This is a genomic window from Kaustia mangrovi, assembly GCF_015482775.1.
GTDB classification, from domain to species: domain Bacteria; phylum Pseudomonadota; class Alphaproteobacteria; order Rhizobiales; family Im1; genus Kaustia; species Kaustia mangrovi.
On the sequence record NZ_CP058214.1, the window covers coordinates 3,386,307 to 3,408,009 of the forward strand.

Annotated in this window: 28 protein-coding genes; 22 read left to right on the plus strand and 6 right to left on the minus strand. The window is 65.9% G+C overall.

From position 1 onward, the window contains the following. Nucleotides 1-89: 89 nt before the first annotated feature. From HW532_RS15825 to HW532_RS15845, 5 genes are read right to left on the minus strand one after another with little or no spacing between them, the layout of a single operon-like run. Nucleotides 90-368: a hypothetical protein gene (locus HW532_RS15825; protein ID WP_213161386.1), complete on the minus strand. Its 279-nt coding sequence runs from the start codon at nt 366-368 to the stop codon at nt 90-92. Next, on the minus strand, nt 365-565 hold the full coding sequence (locus HW532_RS15830; RefSeq protein ID WP_213161387.1) for a hypothetical protein: 201 nt from the start codon (nt 563-565) through the stop codon (nt 365-367). Before HW532_RS15830 ends, HW532_RS15825 begins: the two co-directional genes overlap by 4 nt. 4 nt (nt 566-569) lie before the next feature. Further along, nucleotides 570-2,228: an AAA family ATPase gene (locus HW532_RS15835; RefSeq protein ID WP_213161388.1), complete on the minus strand. Its 1,659-nt coding sequence runs from the start codon at nt 2,226-2,228 to the stop codon at nt 570-572. Then, complete coding sequence (locus HW532_RS15840) at nt 2,228-3,337, minus strand: hypothetical protein (protein ID WP_213161389.1); 1,110 nt, start codon at nt 3,335-3,337, stop codon at nt 2,228-2,230. Before HW532_RS15840 ends, HW532_RS15835 begins: the two co-directional genes overlap by 1 nt. After that, complete coding sequence (locus HW532_RS15845; RefSeq protein ID WP_213161390.1) at nt 3,321-4,145, minus strand: PD-(D/E)XK nuclease family protein; 825 nt, start codon at nt 4,143-4,145, stop codon at nt 3,321-3,323. Before HW532_RS15845 ends, HW532_RS15840 begins: the two co-directional genes overlap by 17 nt. Before the next feature lie 142 nt (nt 4,146-4,287). On the opposite strand from HW532_RS15845, the gene HW532_RS15850 reads away from it, so the two are divergent. From HW532_RS15850 to HW532_RS15950, 22 genes are all read left to right on the plus strand, one after another. Then, a complete protein-coding gene (locus tag HW532_RS15850) occupies nt 4,288-4,500 on the plus strand; it encodes a helix-turn-helix domain-containing protein (protein ID WP_213161391.1) in 213 nt (70 codons plus the stop codon). Nucleotides 4,501-4,507: 7 nt separating this feature from the next. Continuing rightward, nucleotides 4,508-5,923 carry a DEAD/DEAH box helicase gene (locus HW532_RS15855; protein ID WP_213161392.1) on the plus strand — a complete coding sequence of 472 codons (1,416 nt, stop codon included), beginning with the start codon at nt 4,508-4,510 and terminating at the stop codon, nt 5,921-5,923. Next, nucleotides 5,920-8,454, plus strand: coding sequence for a DNA methyltransferase (locus HW532_RS15860; protein ID WP_213161393.1), 2,535 nt, complete (start codon nt 5,920-5,922; stop codon nt 8,452-8,454). Before HW532_RS15855 ends, HW532_RS15860 begins: the two co-directional genes overlap by 4 nt. Beyond that, nucleotides 8,451-8,663 carry a winged helix-turn-helix transcriptional regulator gene (locus HW532_RS15865; RefSeq protein WP_213161394.1) on the plus strand — a complete coding sequence of 71 codons (213 nt, stop codon included), beginning with the start codon at nt 8,451-8,453 and terminating at the stop codon, nt 8,661-8,663. Before HW532_RS15860 ends, HW532_RS15865 begins: the two co-directional genes overlap by 4 nt. Continuing rightward, nucleotides 8,660-9,442: a hypothetical protein gene (locus tag HW532_RS15870; RefSeq protein ID WP_213161395.1), complete on the plus strand. Its 783-nt coding sequence runs from the start codon at nt 8,660-8,662 to the stop codon at nt 9,440-9,442. Before HW532_RS15865 ends, HW532_RS15870 begins: the two co-directional genes overlap by 4 nt. Then, a complete protein-coding gene (locus HW532_RS15875) occupies nt 9,439-10,152 on the plus strand; it encodes a hypothetical protein (RefSeq protein ID WP_213161396.1) in 714 nt (237 codons plus the stop codon). The genes HW532_RS15870 and HW532_RS15875 overlap by 4 nt, the downstream gene beginning before the upstream one ends. After that, nucleotides 10,149-11,030 carry a hypothetical protein gene (locus HW532_RS15880; RefSeq protein ID WP_213161397.1) on the plus strand — a complete coding sequence of 294 codons (882 nt, stop codon included), beginning with the start codon at nt 10,149-10,151 and terminating at the stop codon, nt 11,028-11,030. The genes HW532_RS15875 and HW532_RS15880 overlap by 4 nt, the downstream gene beginning before the upstream one ends. Further along, entirely contained in the window at nt 11,027-11,413 is a 387-nt protein-coding gene (locus HW532_RS15885; RefSeq protein WP_213161398.1) for a VRR-NUC domain-containing protein, read from the plus strand. The genes HW532_RS15880 and HW532_RS15885 overlap by 4 nt, the downstream gene beginning before the upstream one ends. Nucleotides 11,414-11,421: 8 nt before the next feature. Beyond that, entirely contained in the window at nt 11,422-14,079 is a 2,658-nt protein-coding gene (locus HW532_RS15890; protein ID WP_213161399.1) for a DUF6371 domain-containing protein, read from the plus strand. A 53-nt stretch (nt 14,080-14,132) separates the two neighbouring features. After that, entirely contained in the window at nt 14,133-14,480 is a 348-nt protein-coding gene (locus HW532_RS15895) for a hypothetical protein (protein WP_213161400.1), read from the plus strand. After that, complete coding sequence (locus HW532_RS15900) at nt 14,477-14,719, plus strand: hypothetical protein (protein WP_213161401.1); 243 nt, start codon at nt 14,477-14,479, stop codon at nt 14,717-14,719. Before HW532_RS15895 ends, HW532_RS15900 begins: the two co-directional genes overlap by 4 nt. Next, nucleotides 14,719-14,991 carry a helix-turn-helix domain-containing protein gene (locus HW532_RS15905; RefSeq protein WP_213161402.1) on the plus strand — a complete coding sequence of 91 codons (273 nt, stop codon included), beginning with the start codon at nt 14,719-14,721 and terminating at the stop codon, nt 14,989-14,991. Before HW532_RS15900 ends, HW532_RS15905 begins: the two co-directional genes overlap by 1 nt. A 389-nt stretch (nt 14,992-15,380) precedes the next feature. Further along, nucleotides 15,381-15,557, plus strand: coding sequence for a hypothetical protein (locus HW532_RS15910; protein ID WP_213161403.1), 177 nt, complete (start codon nt 15,381-15,383; stop codon nt 15,555-15,557). Nucleotides 15,558-15,612: 55 nt separating this feature from the next. After that, nucleotides 15,613-15,846, plus strand: coding sequence for a hypothetical protein (locus tag HW532_RS15915; RefSeq protein WP_213161404.1), 234 nt, complete (start codon nt 15,613-15,615; stop codon nt 15,844-15,846). A gap of 41 nt (nt 15,847-15,887) precedes the next feature. After that, nucleotides 15,888-16,103 carry a hypothetical protein gene (locus HW532_RS15920; RefSeq protein ID WP_213161405.1) on the plus strand — a complete coding sequence of 72 codons (216 nt, stop codon included), beginning with the start codon at nt 15,888-15,890 and terminating at the stop codon, nt 16,101-16,103. Further along, the gene (locus HW532_RS15925; protein WP_213161406.1) at nt 16,103-16,285 is read left to right on the plus strand and encodes a hypothetical protein; all 183 of its coding nucleotides are present in this window, start codon (nt 16,103-16,105) and stop codon (nt 16,283-16,285) included. Before HW532_RS15920 ends, HW532_RS15925 begins: the two co-directional genes overlap by 1 nt. 98 nt (nt 16,286-16,383) lie before the next feature. Next, entirely contained in the window at nt 16,384-16,512 is a 129-nt protein-coding gene (locus HW532_RS22385; protein ID WP_281397132.1) for a hypothetical protein, read from the plus strand. A gap of 23 nt (nt 16,513-16,535) precedes the next feature. Further along, complete coding sequence (locus tag HW532_RS15930) at nt 16,536-16,961, plus strand: hypothetical protein (RefSeq protein WP_213161407.1); 426 nt, start codon at nt 16,536-16,538, stop codon at nt 16,959-16,961. Further along, entirely contained in the window at nt 16,958-17,236 is a 279-nt protein-coding gene (locus tag HW532_RS15935; protein WP_213161408.1) for a hypothetical protein, read from the plus strand. Before HW532_RS15930 ends, HW532_RS15935 begins: the two co-directional genes overlap by 4 nt. Beyond that, nucleotides 17,226-18,452, plus strand: a complete 1,227-nt coding sequence (locus HW532_RS15940) for a site-specific integrase (RefSeq protein ID WP_213161409.1) — start codon at nt 17,226-17,228, stop codon at nt 18,450-18,452. The genes HW532_RS15935 and HW532_RS15940 overlap by 11 nt, the downstream gene beginning before the upstream one ends. A gap of 312 nt (nt 18,453-18,764) precedes the next feature. Beyond that, on the plus strand, nt 18,765-20,024 hold the full coding sequence (mnmA, locus tag HW532_RS15945; RefSeq protein ID WP_213161410.1) for a tRNA 2-thiouridine(34) synthase MnmA: 1,260 nt from the start codon (nt 18,765-18,767) through the stop codon (nt 20,022-20,024). A 44-nt stretch (nt 20,025-20,068) separates the two neighbouring features. Next, the gene (locus HW532_RS15950) at nt 20,069-20,791 is read left to right on the plus strand and encodes a class I SAM-dependent methyltransferase (RefSeq protein ID WP_213161411.1); all 723 of its coding nucleotides are present in this window, start codon (nt 20,069-20,071) and stop codon (nt 20,789-20,791) included. Nucleotides 20,792-20,836: 45 nt separating this feature from the next. On the opposite strand, the gene HW532_RS15955 is transcribed toward HW532_RS15950, so the two are convergent. Next, nucleotides 20,837-21,586, minus strand: a complete 750-nt coding sequence (locus HW532_RS15955) for a DUF72 domain-containing protein (protein ID WP_213161412.1) — start codon at nt 21,584-21,586, stop codon at nt 20,837-20,839. Between the last annotated feature and the right edge of the window lie 117 nt (nt 21,587-21,703).

The window sequence follows — 21,703 nt, forward strand, 5'->3', positions numbered from 1 at the left end:
GTCGGATGCCGCGGGAAGGGTGGCCGAGATGCCAGCCACCGCAATGCGGGCAGTGATAGGCCTGCAGATCTCCGGCACTGACCGTGCCCCTACCGATCATTTTCGACCGAGCGCGGAGCGCGGCCCGGATCGTCGGATGACGCTGCTTCCGGCTGCAGCGCTTCCTGCGCAGCCTCCGTTTCGATGCCATTGCCAGCTCCTTTCGAAATCTCGCGCTTGCGGACAGCCTCGATATTCATCGCCGCGATGAGGTGGATACGGGCCGCCTGGTGCTTCTCGCGTGCCGTGTCGGTATCGCCCCTGATCAGGTAGCCCAGCGCATCCGTCGCGTAGTGCTGGGCGGCGACACGGTGCTCATCCGGTGTCATTCGTCGGTCTCCTTCTCGTCCGGCCTGATCGCCATTGCGGCGTGCTCCCGGCAGTAGCGGCGCTGCAGCAGCGACGACGGCGAGTTCGTCACCGTCGCCCCGCACCACGTCGCGGTGCCGTCCCGGACATCCCCGGTCAGCCAGTGGCAGCATCCGACCGGGGGATAGTCCGGTGGCGACCATGCGCTGCCGCCCATGGCGTCACCCTCCAATCGGCTCGGCGACACCGTCGTCGATCCAGTAGGAGTGTCCGGCACCCTTCGCGGCGAGGTCGGGAACGTCCTTGCGGTCCGGCATCGTCATGCAGACAATCGCCGGCATCTTGATCGTCCCGAGAAGCCGCATCAGACCGCGCCGGCCGGACCGGTCCAGCGTGTCGGCGGCATCGATCACGAGGCAGGCGGATCCATCGAGCTCGGCGAAGGCCGCCTGCAGCACGATGCGGGCCCGCAGCGCGTGGCCGGCGGAGCACAGCTTCATCGGCCAGTCCGCATAGGTGACGGAGAGATCGTCCTGCACCTTCACCGGCAGCCAGTCCGCCGCCTCACAGATCTGTGCGAGCCGGCCGTTCATGTCGGCAACAGCATCGCGCAGCTTCCGCAGACGGAGACCGTCCGGAGCCAGGAGCGCCTGGACATCCGCATTGCTCTGGATGCTGTTGTGGATGCGATCCGCGCTTGACTTCGCCTTGAACGCGGCGATCCGGGCTTCCGCATACCGGGCATTCTCGCGCGCGGCCTCGACGTCGTCGCCGCCGCCGTCGTCGACGGTCGCCTCATCGAGCGTCTTCTGAGCCGCTTCCGCGTCGGCGAGATCGCGGTTGAGATCGGCGAGCGTCTTCTGAGCCGCCGAAACTTTGGCGCAGGCCTCGTCATGAGCCGCCTTCGCCTTGGCGATGGCTTCGTGGCGCCGCTTCTTCTCGTCGTCGCCGATCTGTTCCGGCTTCGCGAGGCGGACGGGGGAACGCTTGACGACGACGGGGGACCCGCAATGCGGACAGGGCATCATGTGATCGTCGACCGGCACCACTGGCAGGTCGGCGAGCGCCTTCTCTGTCGCCCGAACCTTCTCGCGAAGACCGTCGATTACCGTTTCCTGGTCGGCGATCTCGGCGCGGAGGTCGTCGGCCTTGCCGGCCTTCGCCTCCAGGCGTTCCCGCTCGTCATTGCTGATGGCTGTCGCCGCGATGGCGGCCTCCAGAAACTCCCGGGCCTCCGTTGCCGCGGCCTGGAGGCTTTCCTCCGAGGCGCCTTCGAGGTCCGTCGCCCAATTGTCGGGCAGCCAGCGTTCCGCCTTGTTCGATCCGTAGCGGGTGCCGGTGATCCCCTCCCATTGCCCCTTGAGGCGGATACCGGTTTCCTTCGCATGGGCTGCGGCGTTGTCCCAGCCATTGGCCTCGATGCTGGACCAGATCTTGTCGGCAACGCTGGCGCCGACGCCGATCCTGTCGAGCGCAGCCTCCAGATCCTCGCGCGTCGGCGTCGCCTTGAGATATTCGATGAGGACGGCGGAGGCCTGTTTGGTGTCCATGTCGGCAAGGCTCTTCATGCCGACCGCGTAGGGCGTCGCCGAGGGCGGGGTGCCTTCCGTCGTGACAGTGGCGCGGGGATACTCGACGCTGACATGGCCGGCCTCCGCTGTCACGGTGACAAGCCCCTTGGGGGATCCGGAATGCACGAAGGCGCCGGCCTCGCTCTTCTTGACGCCGCTGATCGGCACCGGGTCGCCGGTAAGCGCGGCGGCAAGCGCATGGGCCAGCGACGTCTTGCCGGCCCCGTTCGGTCCGCAGACAAGCGCGGTGGCCGAGATGTCGATCTCGGCGCGCCGCAGCCTGCGGAAGTTCTCGACTGAAATCCGCATCAGAACAGATCCTCATCCTTGCTGTCGTCGGTGCTGCCGGCATCGGGCCCGGCCATGGCGGGCGCATCGTCACCGGTCCCGCCCTCGTCGGGTTCCGCGATCTCCCCGGTCTCCGGATCGTGCTCCGGCTCGGTGAGCTCCGCCTCCGGTGCGGGCTCAGCCTTCTTCGGCTTCTCGTCCGCCTTTTTCGTCTCTGTCTTGCTCTCCGCCTTCGGCTTGTCGGCCTTGGTCTTCGGAGCGTCCTTCCCGGTCGCCTTCTTCGGCGGCTCCGGCTCCGCCAACTGCCGGGCGCCGAAGACCTCGCCGACGGTTGTCAGCCCGTCCTTGAGCGAGGTGTAGACGCCCTGGAGGGTGACGAGCTCGTCGGGGACGATCTGTTTCAGGGGGTGCCCCAGATACTGTTCAAGCTGTTCGGAGCTGACATCGAGCTTGCCGAACGCGGCGACCATCTTCTTGATGCGGTCCCCGATGGGCTCCTTGCCGTCGCCGGCAATGGTGCGCCGGCACTGCGCGACGGCGGCGTCCTTGAGATCGTCGGGCAGTATCGCGAGGATCCGGGCGCGGAGACGTCGAGCGCCCATATTGGCGGTGATCTCGTAGATATCGCGTTGCTGTGTCAGCGACCGGCTGCCGCCTTTGGTGTCGCGGATATGCCGGACCGTGAACCTCTGCGTCGAGATCGTGTTGGTCTCCAGATCCCACGCATAGGCCTCCATTTCGGAGAGGCCGTCGCGATTTGAGAGTTCCCGGAGCCCGTAGTCGACATTGCCCCAGCACCGTGCCAGCTCTTCGGCCAGCCGGATCGACGGACCGCTGACGTCTTCGCCGCCGCGCTTGTAGGAGTAAATCGAGCTTTCGGCCAGGCCGGGCCGCATGCAGGCATTGAGCGCGCGCTCCCATGCCGAATAGGGGTCGCGCGGGAAGCGCTGGGCGATCAGCAGCTTCGCCTGCGCCTCAGCGACGGCGCGGCTGCTTTCGATCTCCACGGTGCCGGCGGCAAGCGATTTGTCGCGGCTCCGCTCGAACGGGTTATGGGGCCGTTCGTCCTGTTGGACGAGAACGGGCGCCTTGGTCTCTTCGGTGGCGGCGACATCAGTCGACTGGGCCATTGTCCTTCTCCTGGTCGATATGAAGCTTGCAGAATTCGGTCCCATGCGCCGGGCAGTACCGGGCGGAGCACATGAGCGACATCGGGTTAGCTCTGAACGCGAACGGGTCGGCCGTCTCCGCGAAGGCCTCCACGTCGCGCGTGATCTCTTTGATGGTCGCGAAGGCGGCGGCCTCGCAGACGGCACGGTCGTAGTGCTGCCGCTCCGGTGGCGGCTGCGGCTTCGTCTTCCGGGCACGCGGAAGGAAGGTGGTCCCGACCGACGTCACCGGCTTGCCGTGCGATCTCAGCAGGATGGAATAGCTACCGAGCTGCGCCTGATAGGGGCGCCGCACCGCTCCGGTCTTGAGATCGTCGAGTGCGGCGATCCGGGTGTAGAGGTCGATCTTCCCGGTCAACTCCCATTTCGGCGAGATCTGGGCGGTCAGCTCCATCTCGATGCCGGCGGGCTCTATGTCCGCGACGAGCGGCATATAGGCTTCGGCGAGGCGGCGGACCTGGAGCTCTGCGGTCTGCAGGTTCGGCGTCGTCTCATCCCATTCCGCGCCCGGCGCGATCTCTTCGCGCAGCGCCTCCATGGCTGCGGCGACACCGTCGCCGATCCGTCCGGGCTCGCCGGTCTCCATCTTGTGGCGGAGCACATGCTCGACAGCGGCGTGGGTCGCGGTGCCGACAGCGGCGCCGATACTCGGCATCAGGCTGCGGAGCTCATAGCCGGCCGCCTGGATCTCGTCTCGATACTGCTTGGCCGCGGCGCGCCGGGCGCAGTCGGCATAGCCCGGCAACATGCTCGATCTGATACGGCGCATCGGCGCGTCGGACATCCTGAAGCCTTGTGATGCAAGTGAAGCGTTTGAGCATATATGCGTCACTATGTTGACGGATGATGCGCATGAATGCAATATCCGTTGACACGAGCGAATTGCGACAATCCCGAACGAGATGCGTCACATGCTGAATTCCGAGGACATTTTCAGGAAGATCGAACGTCACGCCGACGCCTGCGGATACACGGTCCGCGGGCTTTTTGCCGTCGCCGGTGTCTCCTATGCGAACTGGCACAAGTGGCGGAACGGCGTGTCGTCGCCGACGCTCGCCACCATCGAGCGCCTGCTCAAGGTCGAGCCGGTGAGCTCCGACAAAGAGACCACCGCAGCGTCCTGATCGCGCCATGCTGCCGCTGCGCGACTATCAGGCCCGTGGTGTTGAGCAACTGCGGGAGAGCTACAGGCGAGGTGCCCGGGCGCCGGTCTATGTGCTGCCGACCGGCGGCGGCAAGACCGTCGTGTTCTGTCACATCGGCGCCGGTGTGGCTCAGCGGAACCGGCGGGCATGGGTGCTTGTCCACCGGCAGGAGTTGCTGGAGCAATGCTCGCGCTCGCTGCACGGGATCGGCCTCTCCCATGGTCTCGTCGCGCCCGGCTACACCCCGGCGCCGCAGGAGCCGATACAGGTCTGCAGCGTCCAGACCTTGGTGCGCCGGATCGACAAGGGAGCGATGCGCGACGTCGATCTCATCATCATCGACGAGGCTCATCACGCCACGGCCGGGACCTGGCGCAAGATCATCAATGCCCGTCCGGAGGCGCGGCTGCTCGGCGTCACCGCGACGCCGGCGCGCACCGATGGGCAAGGGCTCGGCGTCCAGGGCGGAGGCGTCTTCGACGACATGATCGTCGGACCCGGGATCGCCGACCTCATCTCTGCCGGCCACCTGTCGAAGCCGGCGGTATTCGCGCCGCCGTCGCAGCTCGATCTCAGCGGCGTGAAGATGCGGGGCGGCGACTTCGCGAAAGGCGATATGGCGCGCGCTGTCGACAAGCCGACCATCACCGGCGACGCGGTCGAGCACTACGGCAAGATCTGTCCCGGCATGCCGGCGATTGCGTTCTGTGCCTCCGTCGACCATGCCAAGCACGTCGCCGCCCAGTTCCGCGCCGCCGGCTATCGTGCGGAAAGTCTCGACGGCGAGATGCCGTCTGCGCGGCGCCGCGCGCTGATCGAAGCGCTGGGCAGCGGCGCCGTCGATGTCCTGACGTCCTGCGAGATCGTCTCAGAAGGGACCGATATTCCGGTCGTGGGGGCGGCGATCCTCCTGCGCCCGACCGCGTCGCAGACGCTCTATCTCCAGCAGGTCGGACGCGCGCTGCGGCCATCGCCCGGTAAGGACCGGGCCATCATCCTCGATCACGTCGGGAACTGCCTCCGCCACGGCCTGCCCGATGACGACAGGGAATGGTCGCTGGCCGGCATGCCGAAGCGCAAGGGCAAGGGGGCGGCGCAATCGCCCGACGTGAAGATCAATCAGTGCCCGGAATGCTTCATGACGCATCCGCCGGCGCCGCAATGCCCGGAGTGCGGGCACGTCTATGAGCCCGACGCACAGTCCGGGCCGAAACAGGTCGAGGGCGAGTTGGCGGAGATCACCGACGCGCAGGCCGAGGCGATGCGCCGCGCCAAGCGCCGGCAGGTCGGCCGGGCCCAGACGCTGGACGACCTCAAGGCCATCGCGGCGCAGCGCGGCTACAAGCCGGGTTGGGCGGAGCATGTCTACCGCGCCCGCCAGCGCAGGAGGGGGGCGGCATGAGCGACCGCTACCGCGAATTCCTGGAGCGCAAGATGCGGCTGGCGGACGCCACCGGCATCGATGTTGCCGCCGAAGAGGTCAATCCCGCGCTGGCCGATCATGTCCGTGCCATCGTGCCGTGGGCGCTGCGCGGCGGCCGGCGCGCCATCTTCGCGAGTTTCGGTCTCTTCAAGACGTCGATGCAGATCGAGATGATGCGGCTCATCGGCACGAAGGTGCCCGGCAAGCGTCTCATCGTCGTGCCGCTCGGTGTCCGGCACGAATTCGTCGCCGAAGCGGCGGAACGCTTCACCGGAGATCACGCCGTCAATCTCCGGTTCATCAGGTCCGATGACGATCTGGAGGGCGACGAGCCGATCTATCTCACGAACTATGAGAGCGTACGCGACGGCAAGCTGGATCCCGCAAACTTCGTTGCCGCCAGTCTTGACGAGGCTGCGGTATTGCGCGGCTACGGCACGAAGACGTTTCAGACCTTCTTGCCGCTGTTCGATGCGGTCCGCTTCAAGTTCGTCGCTACTGCGACGCCATCGCCAAACCGGACAAAGGAACTGATCCACTACGCTGGCTTCCTGGGTGTCATGGACACCGGCCAGGCGCTGACCCGGTTCTTCCAGCGCAACAGCGAGAAGGCCGGAGACCTCCAGCTCCATCCGCACAAGGAAGACGAGTTCTGGCTGTGGGTCCATTCCTGGGCGCTCTTCCTGCAGAAGCCATCGGACATCGGCTTCTCCGACGAGGGCTTCGTTCTACCGGACATTGATGTCCGCTGGCACGAGGTTCCCGTCGATCACGGCGCGGCGGGCGCGGACCGGCGAGGGCAGGGCCTCCTGTTCCAGAACGCCGCACTCGGCGTGACACAGGCAGCGGCGGCCAAGCGCGAGAGCCTGTCGGCACGCATCGCCAAGATGCAGGACCTCATCGGCGAGGATCCGGAGGCGCACCGCATCCTGTGGCACGACCTTGAGGACGAGCGCCGCGCCATCGAACAGACGGTTCCCGGGGTCCGGTCGATCTACGGTTCGCAGGATCTGGAGAAGAACGAGCGAAACGCCGTCGACTTCAAGGAGGGCCGGTTCCGGGATCTCGCCACGAAGCCGGAGATGTCCGGGGCCGGCTGCAATTTCCAGAAGCATTGCGCCTGGGAGATCTTCGTCGGGATCGGCTTCAAGTTCCACGACTTCATTCAGGCGGTACACCGCATCGTGCGGTTCGGGCAGACCAGGACCTGCCGGATCGACATCATCTATTCGGAAGCGGAGCGCGAGGTCCGGCAATCGCTGGAGCGGAAATGGCGCGATCACGACGCGCTGATGGCACGCATGGGCGAGATCATCCGCCGCTACGGGCTGAACGGTATCCCGCCCGACGAGATCATCGGGCGGTCAATCGGCGTCGAACGGCAGGAGGTCGCAGGCGAGCGCTTCCGGATTGCCTGCAACGACGCCGTCGACGAGGCCGCGCGCCAGGCCGACGACAGCGTCGACCTCGTCGTGACATCGATCCCGTTCTCCAATCACTATGAGTACACCGCCAGCTACAACGATTTCGGCCACACCGACGACAACCGCCATTTCTGGCAGCAGATGGATTTCCTGACGCCGGAGCTGTTGAGGATCCTGGCGCCGGGACGGCTCGCCTGTATCCACGTCAAGGACCGGATCCTGTTCGGGTCGGTGACCGGACAAGGCGTCCCCACGGTGTCGCCATTCCACGCCGAAGCGATCTTCCATTATCTCCGCCACGGCTTCCAGTTCATGGGGATGATCACCGTCGTCACCGACGTGGTCCGCGAGAACAACCAGACCTACCGGCTTGGCTACAGCGAGATGCGGAAGGACGGCACCAAGATGGGCGTCGGCTCGCCGGAGTACGTCCTCTTGATGCGGAAGCCGCAGACCGATCGGTCAAAGGGCTACGCCGACGTCCCCGTCGTGAAGGATCCCGACGCCTACAGCCTGTCGCGCTGGCAGGTCGATGCGCATGCGCTGTGGCGGTCCAGCGGTGACCGGCTCCTGACGCCGGCGGAGCTCGTGCAGATGGGCCCAACGAAGATCGCGAAGTACTTCGCGGCGTGGAGCCTGGCCGAGGTCTACGACTATGAGCGGCATGTCGGTCTCGGCGAGGCCATCGAAGCCGAACGTCCCGGCGCGCTGCCGCGCACCTTCATGGCTCTGGCGCCAGGCTCGCACGACCCCGCAGTCTGGCACGACGTCGTGCGGATGCGCACGCTCAACGCGGAACAGTCGGCCAGCAATGTCGAGAAGCATATCTGCCCGCTCCAGTTCGACATCGTCGACCGTCTGATCGAGCGCTACAGCAATCTCGGCGATCTCGTCTACGACCCGTTCGGCGGCCTCATGACGGTGCCGTACCGCGCCATCCTCAAGGGCAGGCGCGGGCAGGCCTCCGAGTTGAACCCGATCTACTTCCGAGACGGCGCCCGCTACTGCCGCGCCGCCGAGGAAAAGCTCGCGGTGCCGTCGCTGTTCGGCCTCATGGAAGACGAACCGGCGGAGGCCGCGGAATGATCGGCGCCCCGGCCAGCATCCGCATCATGCGCGAGGTCCGTCACGACAGCGCGATCACCGCTCGCGACCTCGCGCGGCGGATGCAGATCACCGTCCCCTATGCCCGACGCGTGGTCCGTGCGCTGTGGCGCGCCGACATGATCGAGCCCGTGACACGGTCCAGAGCCGGCCGGCACTGGAGATCCCGACAACTGGAGCTGGAGATATGAGCGAGAAGCCGTTCGAGACGGAGGCGGCGCTATGCGCGGCGTTCATTGCAGACCTTGAGAAGGGTTGGACCGCATATCCCGAAACAGCGGGCTGGGACATCCTGCTCGTGAGGGACGGCGACGGCTTCCAGGTCGGCGTCGAAGCGAAGCTGCGGCTCAATGCGAAGGTGATCTGTCAAGCGCTGGAGGGCGGTCCGTGGTCGGTCGATCTGCCTGGACCGGACTGTCGTGCGGTGCTGGTGCCAGAGGGGGTCGGTCGCCATTACGATCAGATCTGCGCCTACATCGGGCTGACGGTGATCACGATGAGGCGCCTAAAGCCTGGCAGATACCTGCACCCTGCCTACACCCCCAATCTGCCCAGAGAGAACGACAGCTACTTCACGGGGAAGAGCTGGCGGGAATGGTGTCCAACGGAACGCTGTCCGTTGCCGGACTACATCCCCGATGTCGCGGCAGGGGCTTCCGCCCCGATCCAGCTCACGGATTGGAAGATCAAGGCGATCAAGATCGCCGTCCTTCTGGGGAAGAGGGGCTACGTCACCCGGGCCGACTTCAAGGCGCTCCGTCTCGATATTCGGCGCTGGCTGCCGAACTCGTGCGCATGGCTGGTGGTCACCGATGGCGGCTTTGTCGCCGGGCCATACTTCCCCGATTTCCGCTCCCAGCATCCGGAGGTCTACGGCCAGATCGAGGCCGATGCCGAGGACTGGATGCAGGAGGCGGGGCTCATCGCAGATCAGGGCAATCACGAAAAGCAGGAGCATCTGTCGATATGAGGGATGCGTTGCCGCCTTTTAATCCGGCCTTCCGTGTTCTTGTGGCCTGCGAGTTTACCGGAACCGTACGCCGCGCCTTTGCGGCGCGCGGGCACGACGCATGGTCTTGCGATCTCCTGCCGGCGGAGGACGGGAGCAACAGACACATCACCGGCGACGTGCGGGACATTCTGGGCGACGGCTGGGATCTTCTTGTTGTTGCGCATCCGCCGTGCACGAGGCTGTGCCGCTCGGGGCGACGCTGGCTTTCCGGCCCGGGCAAGATGACGCCGCCGAAGAAGCTTCCGCGAGGGAGAACCTGGGCGAGCATGATCGCCGAGTTCGATGCCGGGATCGATCTGTTCGTCGCGTGCTGGCGCGCGCCGGTCCCGCTGGTCGCCATCGAGAACCCGGAAATGCACGATCTGGCCCGGGATCGGATGCCTGCCGACGTGCCGAAGCCGCACATCGTACAGCCATTCTGGTTCGGGCATCCCGAATACAAGGCGACAGGCTGGTATCTGCGTGGGCTTCCGCCGCTGGTCGAGACGGACCGGCTGCCGGAGCCGCCGCGCGGGAGCGACGAATGGAAGGCGTGGAACCGCGTCTGGCGCAGGCCGCCCGGCCCGGATCGCGGCAGGGAGCGAAGCCGATTTTTCCCGGGCATGGCAAGCGCGATGGCCGAGCAATGGGGCGGGTACGCAGTCGAGCGAAAGCGGGGGGCCGCATGAGCAAGGTGCGCCGCGGTGGATGGTCTTGGGGGCCGGTTGAGGGTGTAAGCCTTCGCGCGCTGTCGCTCGGCGGCGGTGTGCAATCCACGGCACTCGCGCTCATGACATGCCATGGCGTCGTGGGGCCGCGTCCCGATGTGATGATCTTCTCCGACCCGGGGGACGAGGCCAGTCTGACGATGCGTCATCTCGATTGGCTCGAAGCGGAGGTCACACGCCAGACGAACGGCCAGATGCGGTGTATCCGCACAAGCAAGGGAGAGCGGCTTTCCGACAGCATCCGACGCCGCGCGAGGGGGCGCAATGGGGTCCGGAAGGACGGTGAGCCCAATCGCTTTGTCTCGGCGCCATTCTTCACGGCCAATGGCGGCCAAGGGCGGCGGCAGTGCACGCGCGAGTTCAAGGTCGAGCCCATCACCAAGGTCCAACGGGAATTGCTCGGGTTCAAGCCACGACAACGGATCCCGCCTCGATCCTGCGAGATCTGGATCGGCTTCTCGACCGATGAGGTCGTGCGCGCCGGGCCGTCATTTGAGCGTTGGACGGTGCACCGCTTCCCGCTGCTCGAAGAGCGCATGTCCCGCTGGGATTGCGAGCAATGGCTGCGACGCCACGGATATCCGGTGCCGCCCAAGAGTGCCTGTGTGTTCTGCCCGTACCGCAGCAACGCCGAGTGGCGGTGGCTGAAAGAGCACGATCCGGAGGCTTGGAATGAGGCTGTCGAGATCGACCGGCTCATCCGGAACACACCAGGCATGAAGCATGCCGAATACGTTCATCGGTCCTGTGTGCCGCTCGATGAGGTTGACCTGTCGACTGCCGAGGACCGCGGACAAGGCAACATGCTGGAAATCTGCGAAGGAGGGTGCGGGCTATGAGCGAAACCGATCTCCACAGGTCCATCATGCTCGAATGCGGGCGTGGTGACGCCCGGCTCTTCCGGAACAATACCGGCATGGGCTGGGCTGGGAACGCGACGCGGGTCAATCCGTCTGACGTTCTCGTCCGCAACGCCCGTCCACTGCATGCCGGGCTCTGCACCGGTAGCAGCGACCTCATCGGCTGGCGCTCGGTGCTGATCACGCCCGACATGGTCGGGCAGACCGTCGCCCTCTTCACGGCCGTCGAGGCAAAGGGGCCGACGGCCCGCACAACCACCGCTCAGCGCAAGTTCATAGATGCCGTGAACCGTGCCGGCGGACTGGCCGGGCTGGCCCGTTCGGTCGCCGATGCCCGCAATATCCTCCGCAGGGATGGTTAGACAGGCTGATGACAGCAGGCCCCGATTTCGACGCCATCAATGCGGCTGCGCTCGCCGCCTATCCCGGCTTGCTCCATTCGTGGTTCCCGTCTGGCAAGGTGCACGGTCACGAGTTCAAGGTCGGATCCCTGCAGGGCGAGGCCGGCGACAGTCTCTCCATCAACACCAAGTCCGGTGCCTGGGCCGACTTCGCCACCGGTGATCGCGGCGGCGATCCGGTCAGCCTCTACGCCGCGATGCGCGGCATCTCGCAGGGCGATGCGGCCAAGGAACTGGGCGGCGCCATCGGAACCGTAGCGGAGGCCACGGCACCGACGCCAAAGGCGAATGGCCGCCGCGGGAAGTGGACGCCCCTGGCGCCGGTCCCGGAGACGGCTGGCGCCGCGATGGATCGGCACAAGGCCCACGGCAAGGCCGCGATGACCTGGACCTATCGCGACGCCGAGGGCCGGCTGCTCGGCTACATCTGCCGGTTCGACCTGCCGGACGGCTCCAAGGAGATCATCCCGCAGTCCTATTGCGTCAACAGCGACGGCCGCCGGTCCTGGCGCTGGCTGTCTTTCTCGAAGCCGCGCCCGCTCTACGGCCTCGATGCCCTCGCCGCGCACCCCACGACGCAAGTCGTTGTCGCCGAGGGCGAGAAGGCGACGGATGCGGCTCGGATCCTGTTGCCGTCCGCCGTCGTCGTCACCTGGCCCGGCGGCACCAATGCGGTGCAGTACACGGATTGGTCGCCCCTGGCCGGTCGTAAGGTCGTGATCTGGCCCGATGCCGACGAGCCCGGGACCAAGGCGGCGCTCGCCATCGCCCGGATCGTGGGGCCCGATGCGGCCGGTGTCCGGATCGCGCTGCCGCCGGAGACGGTGCCCGATGGCTGGGACGCCGCCGATGCCCTCGATGAGGGCTGGACCCCGGAGGATGCCAAGGCCTGGATCAAGTCCGCGCTGGTGACGCCGGACGTGATCCAGGAACGGATGGAGCGGGAGCCGCCGCGCGATGATGAGCCACCGCTGCCGGATCCGGCCCCGTTCGGCGATGTCGAGCCGGATCAATGGCCGTTCCAGTGTCTCGGCTACGATCATGGCCGCTACTACTATCTCGCCCATGGTGCCCGGCAGGTGATCGAGCTCTCCGGCGCTGGGCACACCGCCGGGCAATTGCTTATGCTGGCACCGCTCCAGTTCTGGGAGCGGGAGTTCCCTTCGAAACAGGGTGCTGACTGGAACGCCGCGGCAAACGGCCTGATCCGCATGTCGGAGCGCGCCGGCGTCTATGATCCGACGCGGATCCGTGGCCGCGGGGCATGGCTCGACGACGGCCGTGCGGTCCTGCACATGGGCGATTTTCTCGTGGTCGACGGAGAGATGCGGTCGCTGTCCGATTTTTCGAGCCGGTACATCTATGAGGCGTCGGCCATGATCCGGGTCAATCTCGACGAGCCGCTGACGTCGCGCGAGGCCCATGAGTTCGTCGAGCTCTGCAAGATGCTGACATGGGAGCGGCCCATCGATGCGCTCCTTCTCGCCGGCTGGTGCGTCCTGGCGCCGATCTGCGGCGTCCTGAAATGGCGGCCGCATATCTGGATCACCGGCGGCCCCGGTACCGGCAAGAGCTGGGTCTACGAGAACATCGTCTCCCGCATGCTCGGCGACATCGCGCTGTCGGTGGCATCGGAGACGACCGAGGCCGGGCTGCGCTCCACGCTCAAGACCGATGCGAGGCCCGTCATCTTCGACGAGGCCGAGGGCGAAAATCAGCGGGCACAGGCCCGTATCCAGAACGTCATGGCGCTGATGCGGCAGTCGTCGAGCGAGACCGGCGCCGCGATCATCAAGGGGTCCGCCACCGGCGGCAGCGTCGCCTACCGGATCCGGTCGATGTTCGCCTTCGCGTCTGTGGCGGTGGGGCTCCAGCAACAGGCCGATCACACCCGTGTCAGCGTGCTCGGCTTGACCGCTGGCAAGGCGAGCTCGGAGGACCGGCTGAAACACTTCGGCAAGCTCCAGGAGGTCTGGGCGTCGACGCTGACGAAACGCTATGTCGAACGGATGCATGCCCGCATCATCCGCATGATCCCCACGATCCAGAAGAACGCGGAGACCTTCGCGCTCGCCGGCGCCAAGGTGATCGGGACCCGCCGGCTCGGTGACCAGATCGGCGCCCTGCTCGCCGGCGCCTACGCGCTGCACAGCGCAAACGAGATCAGCGCAGAGGAAGCCGAGGCCTGGGTCGCGCAACAGGACTGGACCGACGAGACCCAGCTCTCCGAGGAAAAGGACGAGATGCAGTGCCTGCAACGCCTCATGGAGCATCAGATCCCGGTCATGGTCCACAAGTCGCGGTACGAGCGATCGATCAGCGAGATCGTGCACGCCGCCTGGGCCCGCAACGACGATTTCATGAGCGCCGAGATCGCCGAGGACCATCTCAAGCGCTACGGCATCCGCGTCGAGCGCGAGGGCGACGAGGTCCTGATCTCCAACAATCACACCGCGATAGCGAAAATTCTGGATGGCACGCCGTGGTCCCGGAACTGGGGGCGGATCCTGCAGCGGATCGACGGCGCGCGGTCGGCCGGGGCATGCCGCTTTCCCAGCGGGGTGCAGCGGGTGACGTCGGTGCCGCTTACGGCTATCGCCGTTGACGCTGATGACACCTGCGACTAGTGTAGCAAAGTGCTACAAATGAGGCACATAGAGACGCAGAAACGGGGGTAGCCATGTCGGCGACCGATGACAACACCAAGGCGCGCGAAGAGTTCGATTTGGAGCTCCAGAAGCTCAAGGATGCCGCCACGACAAAGGACGAGCTCGCCTACTACACGATCACAGGGGCGGTCTATAAGGCGCTCGTCGACGCCTATGATCGGTTGCGGAAAGAGGGAGTGGATCCGGAGGACTTCCTTGTCGAGACCGCGCCAGCGCTGGGCTACGCGGTCTTTCAGGCGATGGCGCCGGGTTACGAAGAGGGGACGTGGCCGCACTGGCTGCCGGACGCGCTGGAAGAGGCCAAGCAATCGGCCCTCGATGCGGCGCGCAACGCGCAGAAGGTCAGGATGATCCAATGACACGCGACGAAGCACTGCACGTCGCCGGCGCCGTCCCCATCGTGGCGGCGGCGCTTCTGCTTCCCTGGGGGCTCGGCGCGGTTGTCGTCAACGCCGCGCTCTGGATCCTCCGGGAGGTGGCGCAGAACGGATGGGCGGTCCATGAGTGGTCATGGCACGTCCACAGGGAATGGCTCTTTCCGGCGGCGGCGGGCGCCATCGTCTGGGGGCTATGGGCGATCTGGACGATGGTGATCTGATGGAAGCACATACGCACTACAAGCTCGACTACAGGGCCTTCGGCGCGGCGGTTCGGGATCGGCGCAAGGCGCTCGGTCACAGCCTGCGGAAGGTCGAGAAGGAGAGTGGGGTGACGCACAGCGTCATCAACTCTGTCGAGGCCGGCAAGGCCTGTCAGGCGGAGACCTTCTTCAACCTCTGCAAGTGGCTGGAGACGGTCCCGACCACCTTCATGCAGGAGAAGCCGGTCGACGAAGAGATCGAAGACGAAGAGGAAAAGGAGGTGACCTAGACCAATACCCTGAGCCGATACATTGCCTAACTCGCGCCCTGGCCGCTCTCCCGGCCGGGGCGTTTTCGTATGCGCGGAAAAACGAAGCCCCACGGCCGGGGAACCGTGGGGCTTCTGTGTATCCGGCCCGAAGACCGTGAGGGATGAGAGATACACAACAGACGCGTGAGAGACGCTAGAAGCGTATGATGCGATAGTCAACAAAAAAAGGCCCCGCCGAAGCGGGGCCTAGTGCAGGGAGGAAACGCCCAGATGAAGGGCAACGCGCAGATATTATCAGAGCCACAAATGACGTCAACGCATATATGATGCGATAAAATTGACAAATGAAGCGTTTGATGTCATTTGTAGCGAAACGCTACAGACGGGTTTGCACGGAGGATAGGAAGGTGAAGAAGGGAGACACGGTTTTCATTCAACAGGGCGGCCATCGCATGCCGGTCAAGCTGATCTCCATAGACGGCCCCCTCGCGACCATTGAGGTGGATGGCGCCCATTATTGGGAACGCGGCCCGCGCATGGAACGTCGCGTTGTCCGCACGGCCGTACTCCACGAGACCGCGTGACCCGCCCCGGCGGCATCTCCGGGTGCCGCCCAGCCGGAGCACGGAGGATCGTCCCATGCATAAACCCAAGCGCATTCAGATCGAGCACGGCGGCAGGGCCGGCACGTTCTACGCCAGCGTTGAGATCCAGGAGCTCGATCCCGTTACGCCGCCGCATCGCCTCCGCCCATTCCGCATCACACTCTGGAACGACGGTCTGGAGGCTCGTGCTGATCTCGGTCTCGACCATCTCCGCGGCCTCGCAGAGTGGATCGACCAGGCGCTGCGGGCGCATGAGGGCGAGGACTAGCGCGGGCGCGCCGGTCCGCAGCATCACGGAAGGACGCAACGATGCCGGTTATCCATGACGAGATCGATGCCAGGCGCCTTGGCCGCGAAAGGCGGGAACGCCAGCGGCGGGCGGTAATCCGCGTGCTTTCGCTCTTGGCGGTGGTGATCGTGGGCTTTGTCATCGCTGCACTGATGGCGCCACCGGACGAACCGGTCACCGCCGCCGAGAAGCGCTCCAAGCTCTTCTACGACCGCATCGAGCCGGAGGATCAGTAATGCCGGACCAGATCCGACAAGCCTTTAGCGCGTGGTGGCGCAGTGGCGAGCGCATCGAGGGACGCATCAACGAACACGCCCGCGCCCGCGAGGACTTCGAGGCCGGGTTCAATGCCGGCAAGGCGCAGGCCTATGCCGAGATCGAACGGGAACGGGCCCGGATCCGGGCCGGCATCGGGTAGGGGAAAGCAGCCATGATCGACATCGACGACATCGTATCCGCCGCCTTCGTGGCGATCCTCTTCGGCGGCATCGCCATGCTCTGGATCGGGTTGCCAGCATGACCTGTATCGTGGGACTTGCGCATCATGGCATCGTCTATATCGGCGGTGACAGCGCCGCCGTCGACGGCCACGGTACGACGTTTCTCCAGAAGGCGCCGAAGGTGTTCAGCGTGGGCCCTTCCTGATCGGCTACACGACATCGTTCCGCATGGGCCAGATCCTCGCCCATCACCTGGAGGTTCCCGACTACCGGATCGGCAGCGACGTGGAGCACTTCATGGCGACGGAGTTCGTCGATGCCGTTCGGTCCTGCCTGTCCTCTGGTGGGTTTGCCACGAGCAAGGACGGCCGTGAGGCCGGCGGCGACTTTCTCGTCGGCTTCGTGGGCCGGCTCTTCATGGTGCAGGAGGACTTCGCGGTGACGGAGCCGGCCAACTCCTTCGCGGCTGTGGGAAGCGGCTGGCAGCTTGCGCTCGGCGCCATGGCCGTCTCGACGCGGAGAGCGCCAGCGAAGCGGATCGCCGCTGCGCTCGGCGCGGCGGCGCAGATGCACAGCTATGTCCGCGAGCCATTCTGTATCCGCGCCATGAGCTGGGGCACCGTGCAAGGCCATCTCAGGGCATACGAGATATGACCGAACGCCTCGATCATGCCGTTGCCGTTCAGCCGGAGCCGATGTTCGTCTCCGAGGCCGAACTGAGGCGCCGTCTCGGCATGGGAGAGAAGAAGTGGCGGCGGGTCCGCGCCGAGTTCGAGCGCATCGGGATGCCGCCGGCCGACCATATCACCGGCATGTGGTTCTGGCCCGCCGTCAAAGCCTTCCTCTACCGCCGCGCCGGGCTTGAGACTAGTCTGGATCCGTCAAGGTCAATCTCCGTTCACGAGAAGGAGTATTGGGATGAGACGTGATCCCACCGACCCGCTGTGGTCGCCAGGTCTCAAGACACGACAGAACCGCGACGGATCGACAACCTACTACTGGGTCGCCGGCAAGGTGGTCCGCGATACCAAGGGCTTTCTCCCGAAGACGGCCAGGCTGATCGGGGACACCGAAGCGGACCGCGCCGCGGAGTGCCGACGGCTGACCGCCGAGTTGCGGGAATGGCTTGCCGGGAAACAGCGATCCCGCCTGCAGTTCGACGGGACCGTCAACAGCGTTCTGGACTACTACGAGCGCCACGACGACAGCCCGATGCAGTCCGTGAAGTGGTGTTCGGCGGAGAGCTATCGGTCCGCGATCAAGACGATGCGCAAGGCCATCGGCCACAAGAAGCTCGTCAACATCGTCGGCATCGATCTCAAGCGATGGTACCGCGAGCTCGCGAAACCAGCGAAACCAGGTGGAAAGGAACGGGTGCCCCGCGCCCACTTCTATTGCTGCCGCCTCCGGGATGCTGTTGCCTTCGGTGTCTCGCTGGGTCTGCCGGAGTGCGACCGGTTGCACCGGGCCTTTTCCGAGGTCCGCCTGCAGGCGCCGACACCGCGCGAGGACTATCTCACCTACGACCATGTCGTCGCCATCATCGGTGAGGCGCATCGGCGGGGGCGGCACAGCCTCGCGCTGGCGCAGGCGATCCAGTACGAGTTGACGCTCCGCCAGAAGGACGTGATCGGGGAGTGGGTCCCGCAGTCCTACGCCCCGGACGTCTCCGGGATCCGCAACGATCACGGAAAGGTCTGGATGAACGGCCTGCTCTGGTCGCATATCGATGCGGACCTGATCCTGCGGAAGAAGACGACGAAGACCGGCCAGGAGGCCGTCTTCAACCTTCGGCTTTATCCGCTCGTGATGCAGGAGCTGGAGCGTGTCCCCGCCGGCAAGCGCGTCGGCCCCATCATCATCAACGAGAATACCGGCCGCCCGTGGACCCGGGCGACCTTCACGGCGGTCTGGCGCAAGATCGCCGATGCGGTCGACGTCCCGTCCACGGTGCAGAGCCGTGACAGCCGCGCCGGCGGCCTGACAGAGCTCGGCGACTACGGCGTCGACGTCGAGCTGATGCGGCATCACGCCCAGCACCGGAACATCTCCACGACTGGGCGCTACAACCGTCGCACACTGGAGAAGACGTCGAGGGTTGCGGAGCTGCGCGCGGCGGCGCGTAGGAACGCGACCGGAACGTAACGTCGGAACGTCGGTCGGAACGAATAACTTTGATGATTGCAGAACAGGCGTGATTTCAGGACCTTGACAGATCACAGCCAAAGGTTTCGCTTTAAAAAAGCGCTAAAAAGTGAGGGACAAAATCGCCAGAAATGCCCGCGGCCTGCACGCGAACGGAAGGGTCCGGGCGGTGCCGAAAGGGTCGGACAGGGCGAAAAACCGGGGCGTATCCCGGGGGTTACAGGCTACCACTTGTGATTTTGCATTTGCCTGCACCATATTGATCGCCATATACCGACGCACGAACGAGGCAGGTATTCGACCGATAATCTCATGCTGACCGGGACGACGACAGACTGCGTGGGGGCGCTGTGCGCGGGCCATGGGCCCGACGGCATGGACCTGCCCGGCCATCCGTCGCAGACGCGCGTCGTGGTCGCGATGTCGGGCGGTGTCGATTCCTCGCTGGTCGCCGCCCTGCTCAAGCGTGCGGGCTACGACGTCGTCGGCATCACCCTCCAGCTCTACGATCACGGTGCGGCCACGGCGCGCGGGCGCACATGCTGCGCCGGCCAGGACATTCACGATGCCCGCCGGGTCGCGGAGGCGATCGGCATTCCCCATTACGTTCTCGACTACGAATCCCGGTTCCGCGATTCAGTCATCGAGGACTTCGCCGACAGCTATCTGGCCGGCGAGACGCCCATACCCTGCGTGCGCTGCAATCAGGGGGTCAAGTTCCGCGACCTGCTCGGCATGGCCCGCGATCTGGGCGCACAGGCGCTCGCCACGGGCCACTACATCGCGAGCCGCGACCGCGGAGACGGGTCGGGCCACCGCGATCTCCTGACGGCAGCCGATCCCGATCGCGACCAGAGCTATTTCCTGTTCGCCACCACACAAGACCAGCTCGACTATCTTCGCTTCCCGCTCGGGACGATGACCAAGCCGCAAGTCCGACGGCTCGCCGCGGAGTTCGGCCTCGCGGTCGCCGACAAGCCGGACAGCCAGGATATCTGCTTCGTGCCGGACGGGCGCTATGCCACGGTCGTGGAGCGGCTGCGTCCGCATGCCGGCGAGCCGGGCGATATCGTCCATATTGACGGGCGGGTCCTCGGGCGCCATCGCGGCATCGTGCACTATACGATCGGCCAGCGCCGCGGGCTGGGCGTGGCGGACGGCGAACCGCTCTTCGTGCTCCGCATCGAGCCGGCGACGCGCCGCCTTATTGTCGGCCCGAAAGAAGCCTTATTGTGCCGCACCATGATATTGCGCGACGTCAACTGGCTGGGTGCGGCCGGTCTGGACGATGTGCCGGAAGAGGGGATCGACCTCCATGTCCGCATCCGGTCCACGCGGCCTCCCATGCCGGCGCGGCTGACGGTGCGCGACGGGCGGGCGAGCGTGTGCCTTTCGGACGGCGATTACGGCGTTTCGCCGGGGCAGGCATGCGTCTTCTACGAGGCGCCGGGCTCCGGCGCACGAGTGCTGGGCGGTGGCTGGATCGCCTCCGCCCCGACGGAATGGGAACTGGAGGCGGAGCGTCACGCCCATTTTGCCGACAACCGGCAAATGGTGGCGGTGGGCCGCTGACGAGGATTATGATGCCGTATCGCGCGGCGAAAAGGGAGCGGTCATTGAGCAAGCTCACGGAGATGAAGGAGGAGGCGGTACGCCGCGCCTATGCGCGCTGGGCGCCGGTCTACGACATGACCTTCGGCCTGGTCGCGGAGTTCGGGCGCTCGCGGACGGTCGACTTCATCAACCGTCGCAGGGGACGGGTTCTCGAAGTCGGTGTGGGTACGGGCATGTCGCTGCCGCGCTATCGCCCCGAGATCGAGGTCACGGGCATCGACCTGAGCCCGGAGATGCTGGCCAAGGCGCGCGCCCGGGTGGCGCGCCGCGGGCTCGACAATGTCGCCGCCATCGAGGAGATGGACGCCTCCGACATGGCGTTCGAGGACAACAGCTTCGATGTCGTCGTCGCCATGTATGTGATGACGGTGGTGCCCGATCCCGAGCGCGTGATGCGCGAACTCGCGCGGGTCTGCCGGCCCGGCGGCGAGGTGCTCGTCGTCAACCATTTCAGCCAGGATCACGGTATTCGCGGCGCGGTGGAGAAGGGCATGGCCCGGTTTGCCGAGGCGCTCGGCTGGCGTCCTGAGTTTCCGCTCGACACGGTACTCGTCTGCGAGGATCTGGAGCTGAAGGAGGAGCAGCCGCTCAAGCCCTTCGGCCTGTTCACCATGCTGCGTTTCGTGAAGACGGAGCCGGGGGCTGCCCGCCCGCTCGCCCCGAAGTCGGGCACCAGCACGGTCGGCCAGCCGGGCGGCGTGCGCGTCGGCGACGTTCCTGCCTGAACCCGCTCCCGGAACCCGATCTCTGAGGCCGGTTACGAGCCGGCCTCAGGATGCGCTGTCGGCCATGCCGTCGAGCAGGGCCTGCATCCTCAGCGCGTTGCGCACCGCGTCGTCGTCGGTGTCGGTATTGTCGAAATAGATGTGGATGTCGCGGCCCTTCGCGCGCTCGCCATGGAGCCATTCGGCCCAGTCGCGGAGCGCGTCCTCGTCATAGAGGCCGCGATAGGCAGCCTCGCGCCCATGAAGTCGCACATAGACGAAGGGGGCCGTGACGATGCGCGGCGCCGAAAGCGGGCCGATCTCGAAGGGCACGAAGGCGACGCCGTGCTTCTCCAGGCAGGCGAACACTTTCTCGTCATGCCAGCTCGGGTCCCGGAACTCCATGGCGCAGTGCTGGTTCGCCGGCAGCCTGGCGAGAAAGGTGTCGAGGCGTTTCAGGTCTTTTGCGAAGTTCGGAGGAAGCTGGAACAGGACGGGGCCGCGCCGGTGCCCGAGCGCGCGCGTGGCCGCGAAGAATGCTGCCAGATGGTCGGCGCAGTCCCTCAGCCGCTTCATGTGGGTGATCGCGCGCCAGGCCTTGAGAGAAAAGCGGAAGCCGTGGCCCGGCGTCGCCTCGGCCCAGTGCTGGATCATCTGCTCGGAGGGCGGGCGGTAGAAGGTGGCATTCACCTCGACGCTTCTCAGATGGCCGGCATAGTGCCCGAGCCAGTTCCGCTGGGCGAGCCCGCGCGGATAGAACCGCCCGCGCCAGGTCTTGTAGCTCCAGCCCGATGTTCCCACCCAGGCATCGGCCACGGCAGGACCTCTCCAGTCGTCGACGGGCCCGCGCGGAACGCTGGGGCCGGACATTCGCGTTTTGGGCAGCGGCGCACGCCGCGATCCCACATGAGTACCCCAGCGTGCGAGACGAAA

Coding starts and splice junctions, on each gene's coding strand:
- HW532_RS15825 (WP_213161386.1), bottom strand. CDS start 368: ATGACACCGGATGAGCACCGTGTCGCCGCCCAGCACTACGCGACGGAT.
- HW532_RS15830 (WP_213161387.1), bottom strand. CDS start 565: ATGGGCGGCAGCGCATGGTCGCCACCGGACTATCCCCCGGTCGGATGC.
- HW532_RS15835 (WP_213161388.1), bottom strand. CDS start 2,228: ATGCGGATTTCAGTCGAGAACTTCCGCAGGCTGCGGCGCGCCGAGATC.
- HW532_RS15840 (WP_213161389.1), bottom strand. CDS start 3,337: ATGGCCCAGTCGACTGATGTCGCCGCCACCGAAGAGACCAAGGCGCCC.
- HW532_RS15845 (WP_213161390.1), bottom strand. CDS start 4,145: ATGCGCCGTATCAGATCGAGCATGTTGCCGGGCTATGCCGACTGCGCC.
- HW532_RS15850 (WP_213161391.1), top strand. CDS start 4,288: ATGCTGAATTCCGAGGACATTTTCAGGAAGATCGAACGTCACGCCGAC.
- HW532_RS15855 (WP_213161392.1), top strand. CDS start 4,508: ATGCTGCCGCTGCGCGACTATCAGGCCCGTGGTGTTGAGCAACTGCGG.
- HW532_RS15860 (WP_213161393.1), top strand. CDS start 5,920: ATGAGCGACCGCTACCGCGAATTCCTGGAGCGCAAGATGCGGCTGGCG.
- HW532_RS15865 (WP_213161394.1), top strand. CDS start 8,451: ATGATCGGCGCCCCGGCCAGCATCCGCATCATGCGCGAGGTCCGTCAC.
- HW532_RS15870 (WP_213161395.1), top strand. CDS start 8,660: ATGAGCGAGAAGCCGTTCGAGACGGAGGCGGCGCTATGCGCGGCGTTC.
- HW532_RS15875 (WP_213161396.1), top strand. CDS start 9,439: ATGAGGGATGCGTTGCCGCCTTTTAATCCGGCCTTCCGTGTTCTTGTG.
- HW532_RS15880 (WP_213161397.1), top strand. CDS start 10,149: ATGAGCAAGGTGCGCCGCGGTGGATGGTCTTGGGGGCCGGTTGAGGGT.
- HW532_RS15885 (WP_213161398.1), top strand. CDS start 11,027: ATGAGCGAAACCGATCTCCACAGGTCCATCATGCTCGAATGCGGGCGT.
- HW532_RS15890 (WP_213161399.1), top strand. CDS start 11,422: ATGACAGCAGGCCCCGATTTCGACGCCATCAATGCGGCTGCGCTCGCC.
- HW532_RS15895 (WP_213161400.1), top strand. CDS start 14,133: ATGTCGGCGACCGATGACAACACCAAGGCGCGCGAAGAGTTCGATTTG.
- HW532_RS15900 (WP_213161401.1), top strand. CDS start 14,477: ATGACACGCGACGAAGCACTGCACGTCGCCGGCGCCGTCCCCATCGTG.
- HW532_RS15905 (WP_213161402.1), top strand. CDS start 14,719: ATGGAAGCACATACGCACTACAAGCTCGACTACAGGGCCTTCGGCGCG.
- HW532_RS15915 (WP_213161404.1), top strand. CDS start 15,613: ATGCATAAACCCAAGCGCATTCAGATCGAGCACGGCGGCAGGGCCGGC.
- HW532_RS15920 (WP_213161405.1), top strand. CDS start 15,888: ATGCCGGTTATCCATGACGAGATCGATGCCAGGCGCCTTGGCCGCGAA.
- HW532_RS15925 (WP_213161406.1), top strand. CDS start 16,103: ATGCCGGACCAGATCCGACAAGCCTTTAGCGCGTGGTGGCGCAGTGGC.
- HW532_RS22385 (WP_281397132.1), top strand. CDS start 16,384: ATGACCTGTATCGTGGGACTTGCGCATCATGGCATCGTCTATATCGGC.
- HW532_RS15930 (WP_213161407.1), top strand. CDS start 16,536: ATGGGCCAGATCCTCGCCCATCACCTGGAGGTTCCCGACTACCGGATC.
- HW532_RS15935 (WP_213161408.1), top strand. CDS start 16,958: ATGACCGAACGCCTCGATCATGCCGTTGCCGTTCAGCCGGAGCCGATG.
- HW532_RS15940 (WP_213161409.1), top strand. CDS start 17,226: ATGAGACGTGATCCCACCGACCCGCTGTGGTCGCCAGGTCTCAAGACA.
- mnmA (WP_213161410.1), top strand. CDS start 18,765: ATGCTGACCGGGACGACGACAGACTGCGTGGGGGCGCTGTGCGCGGGC.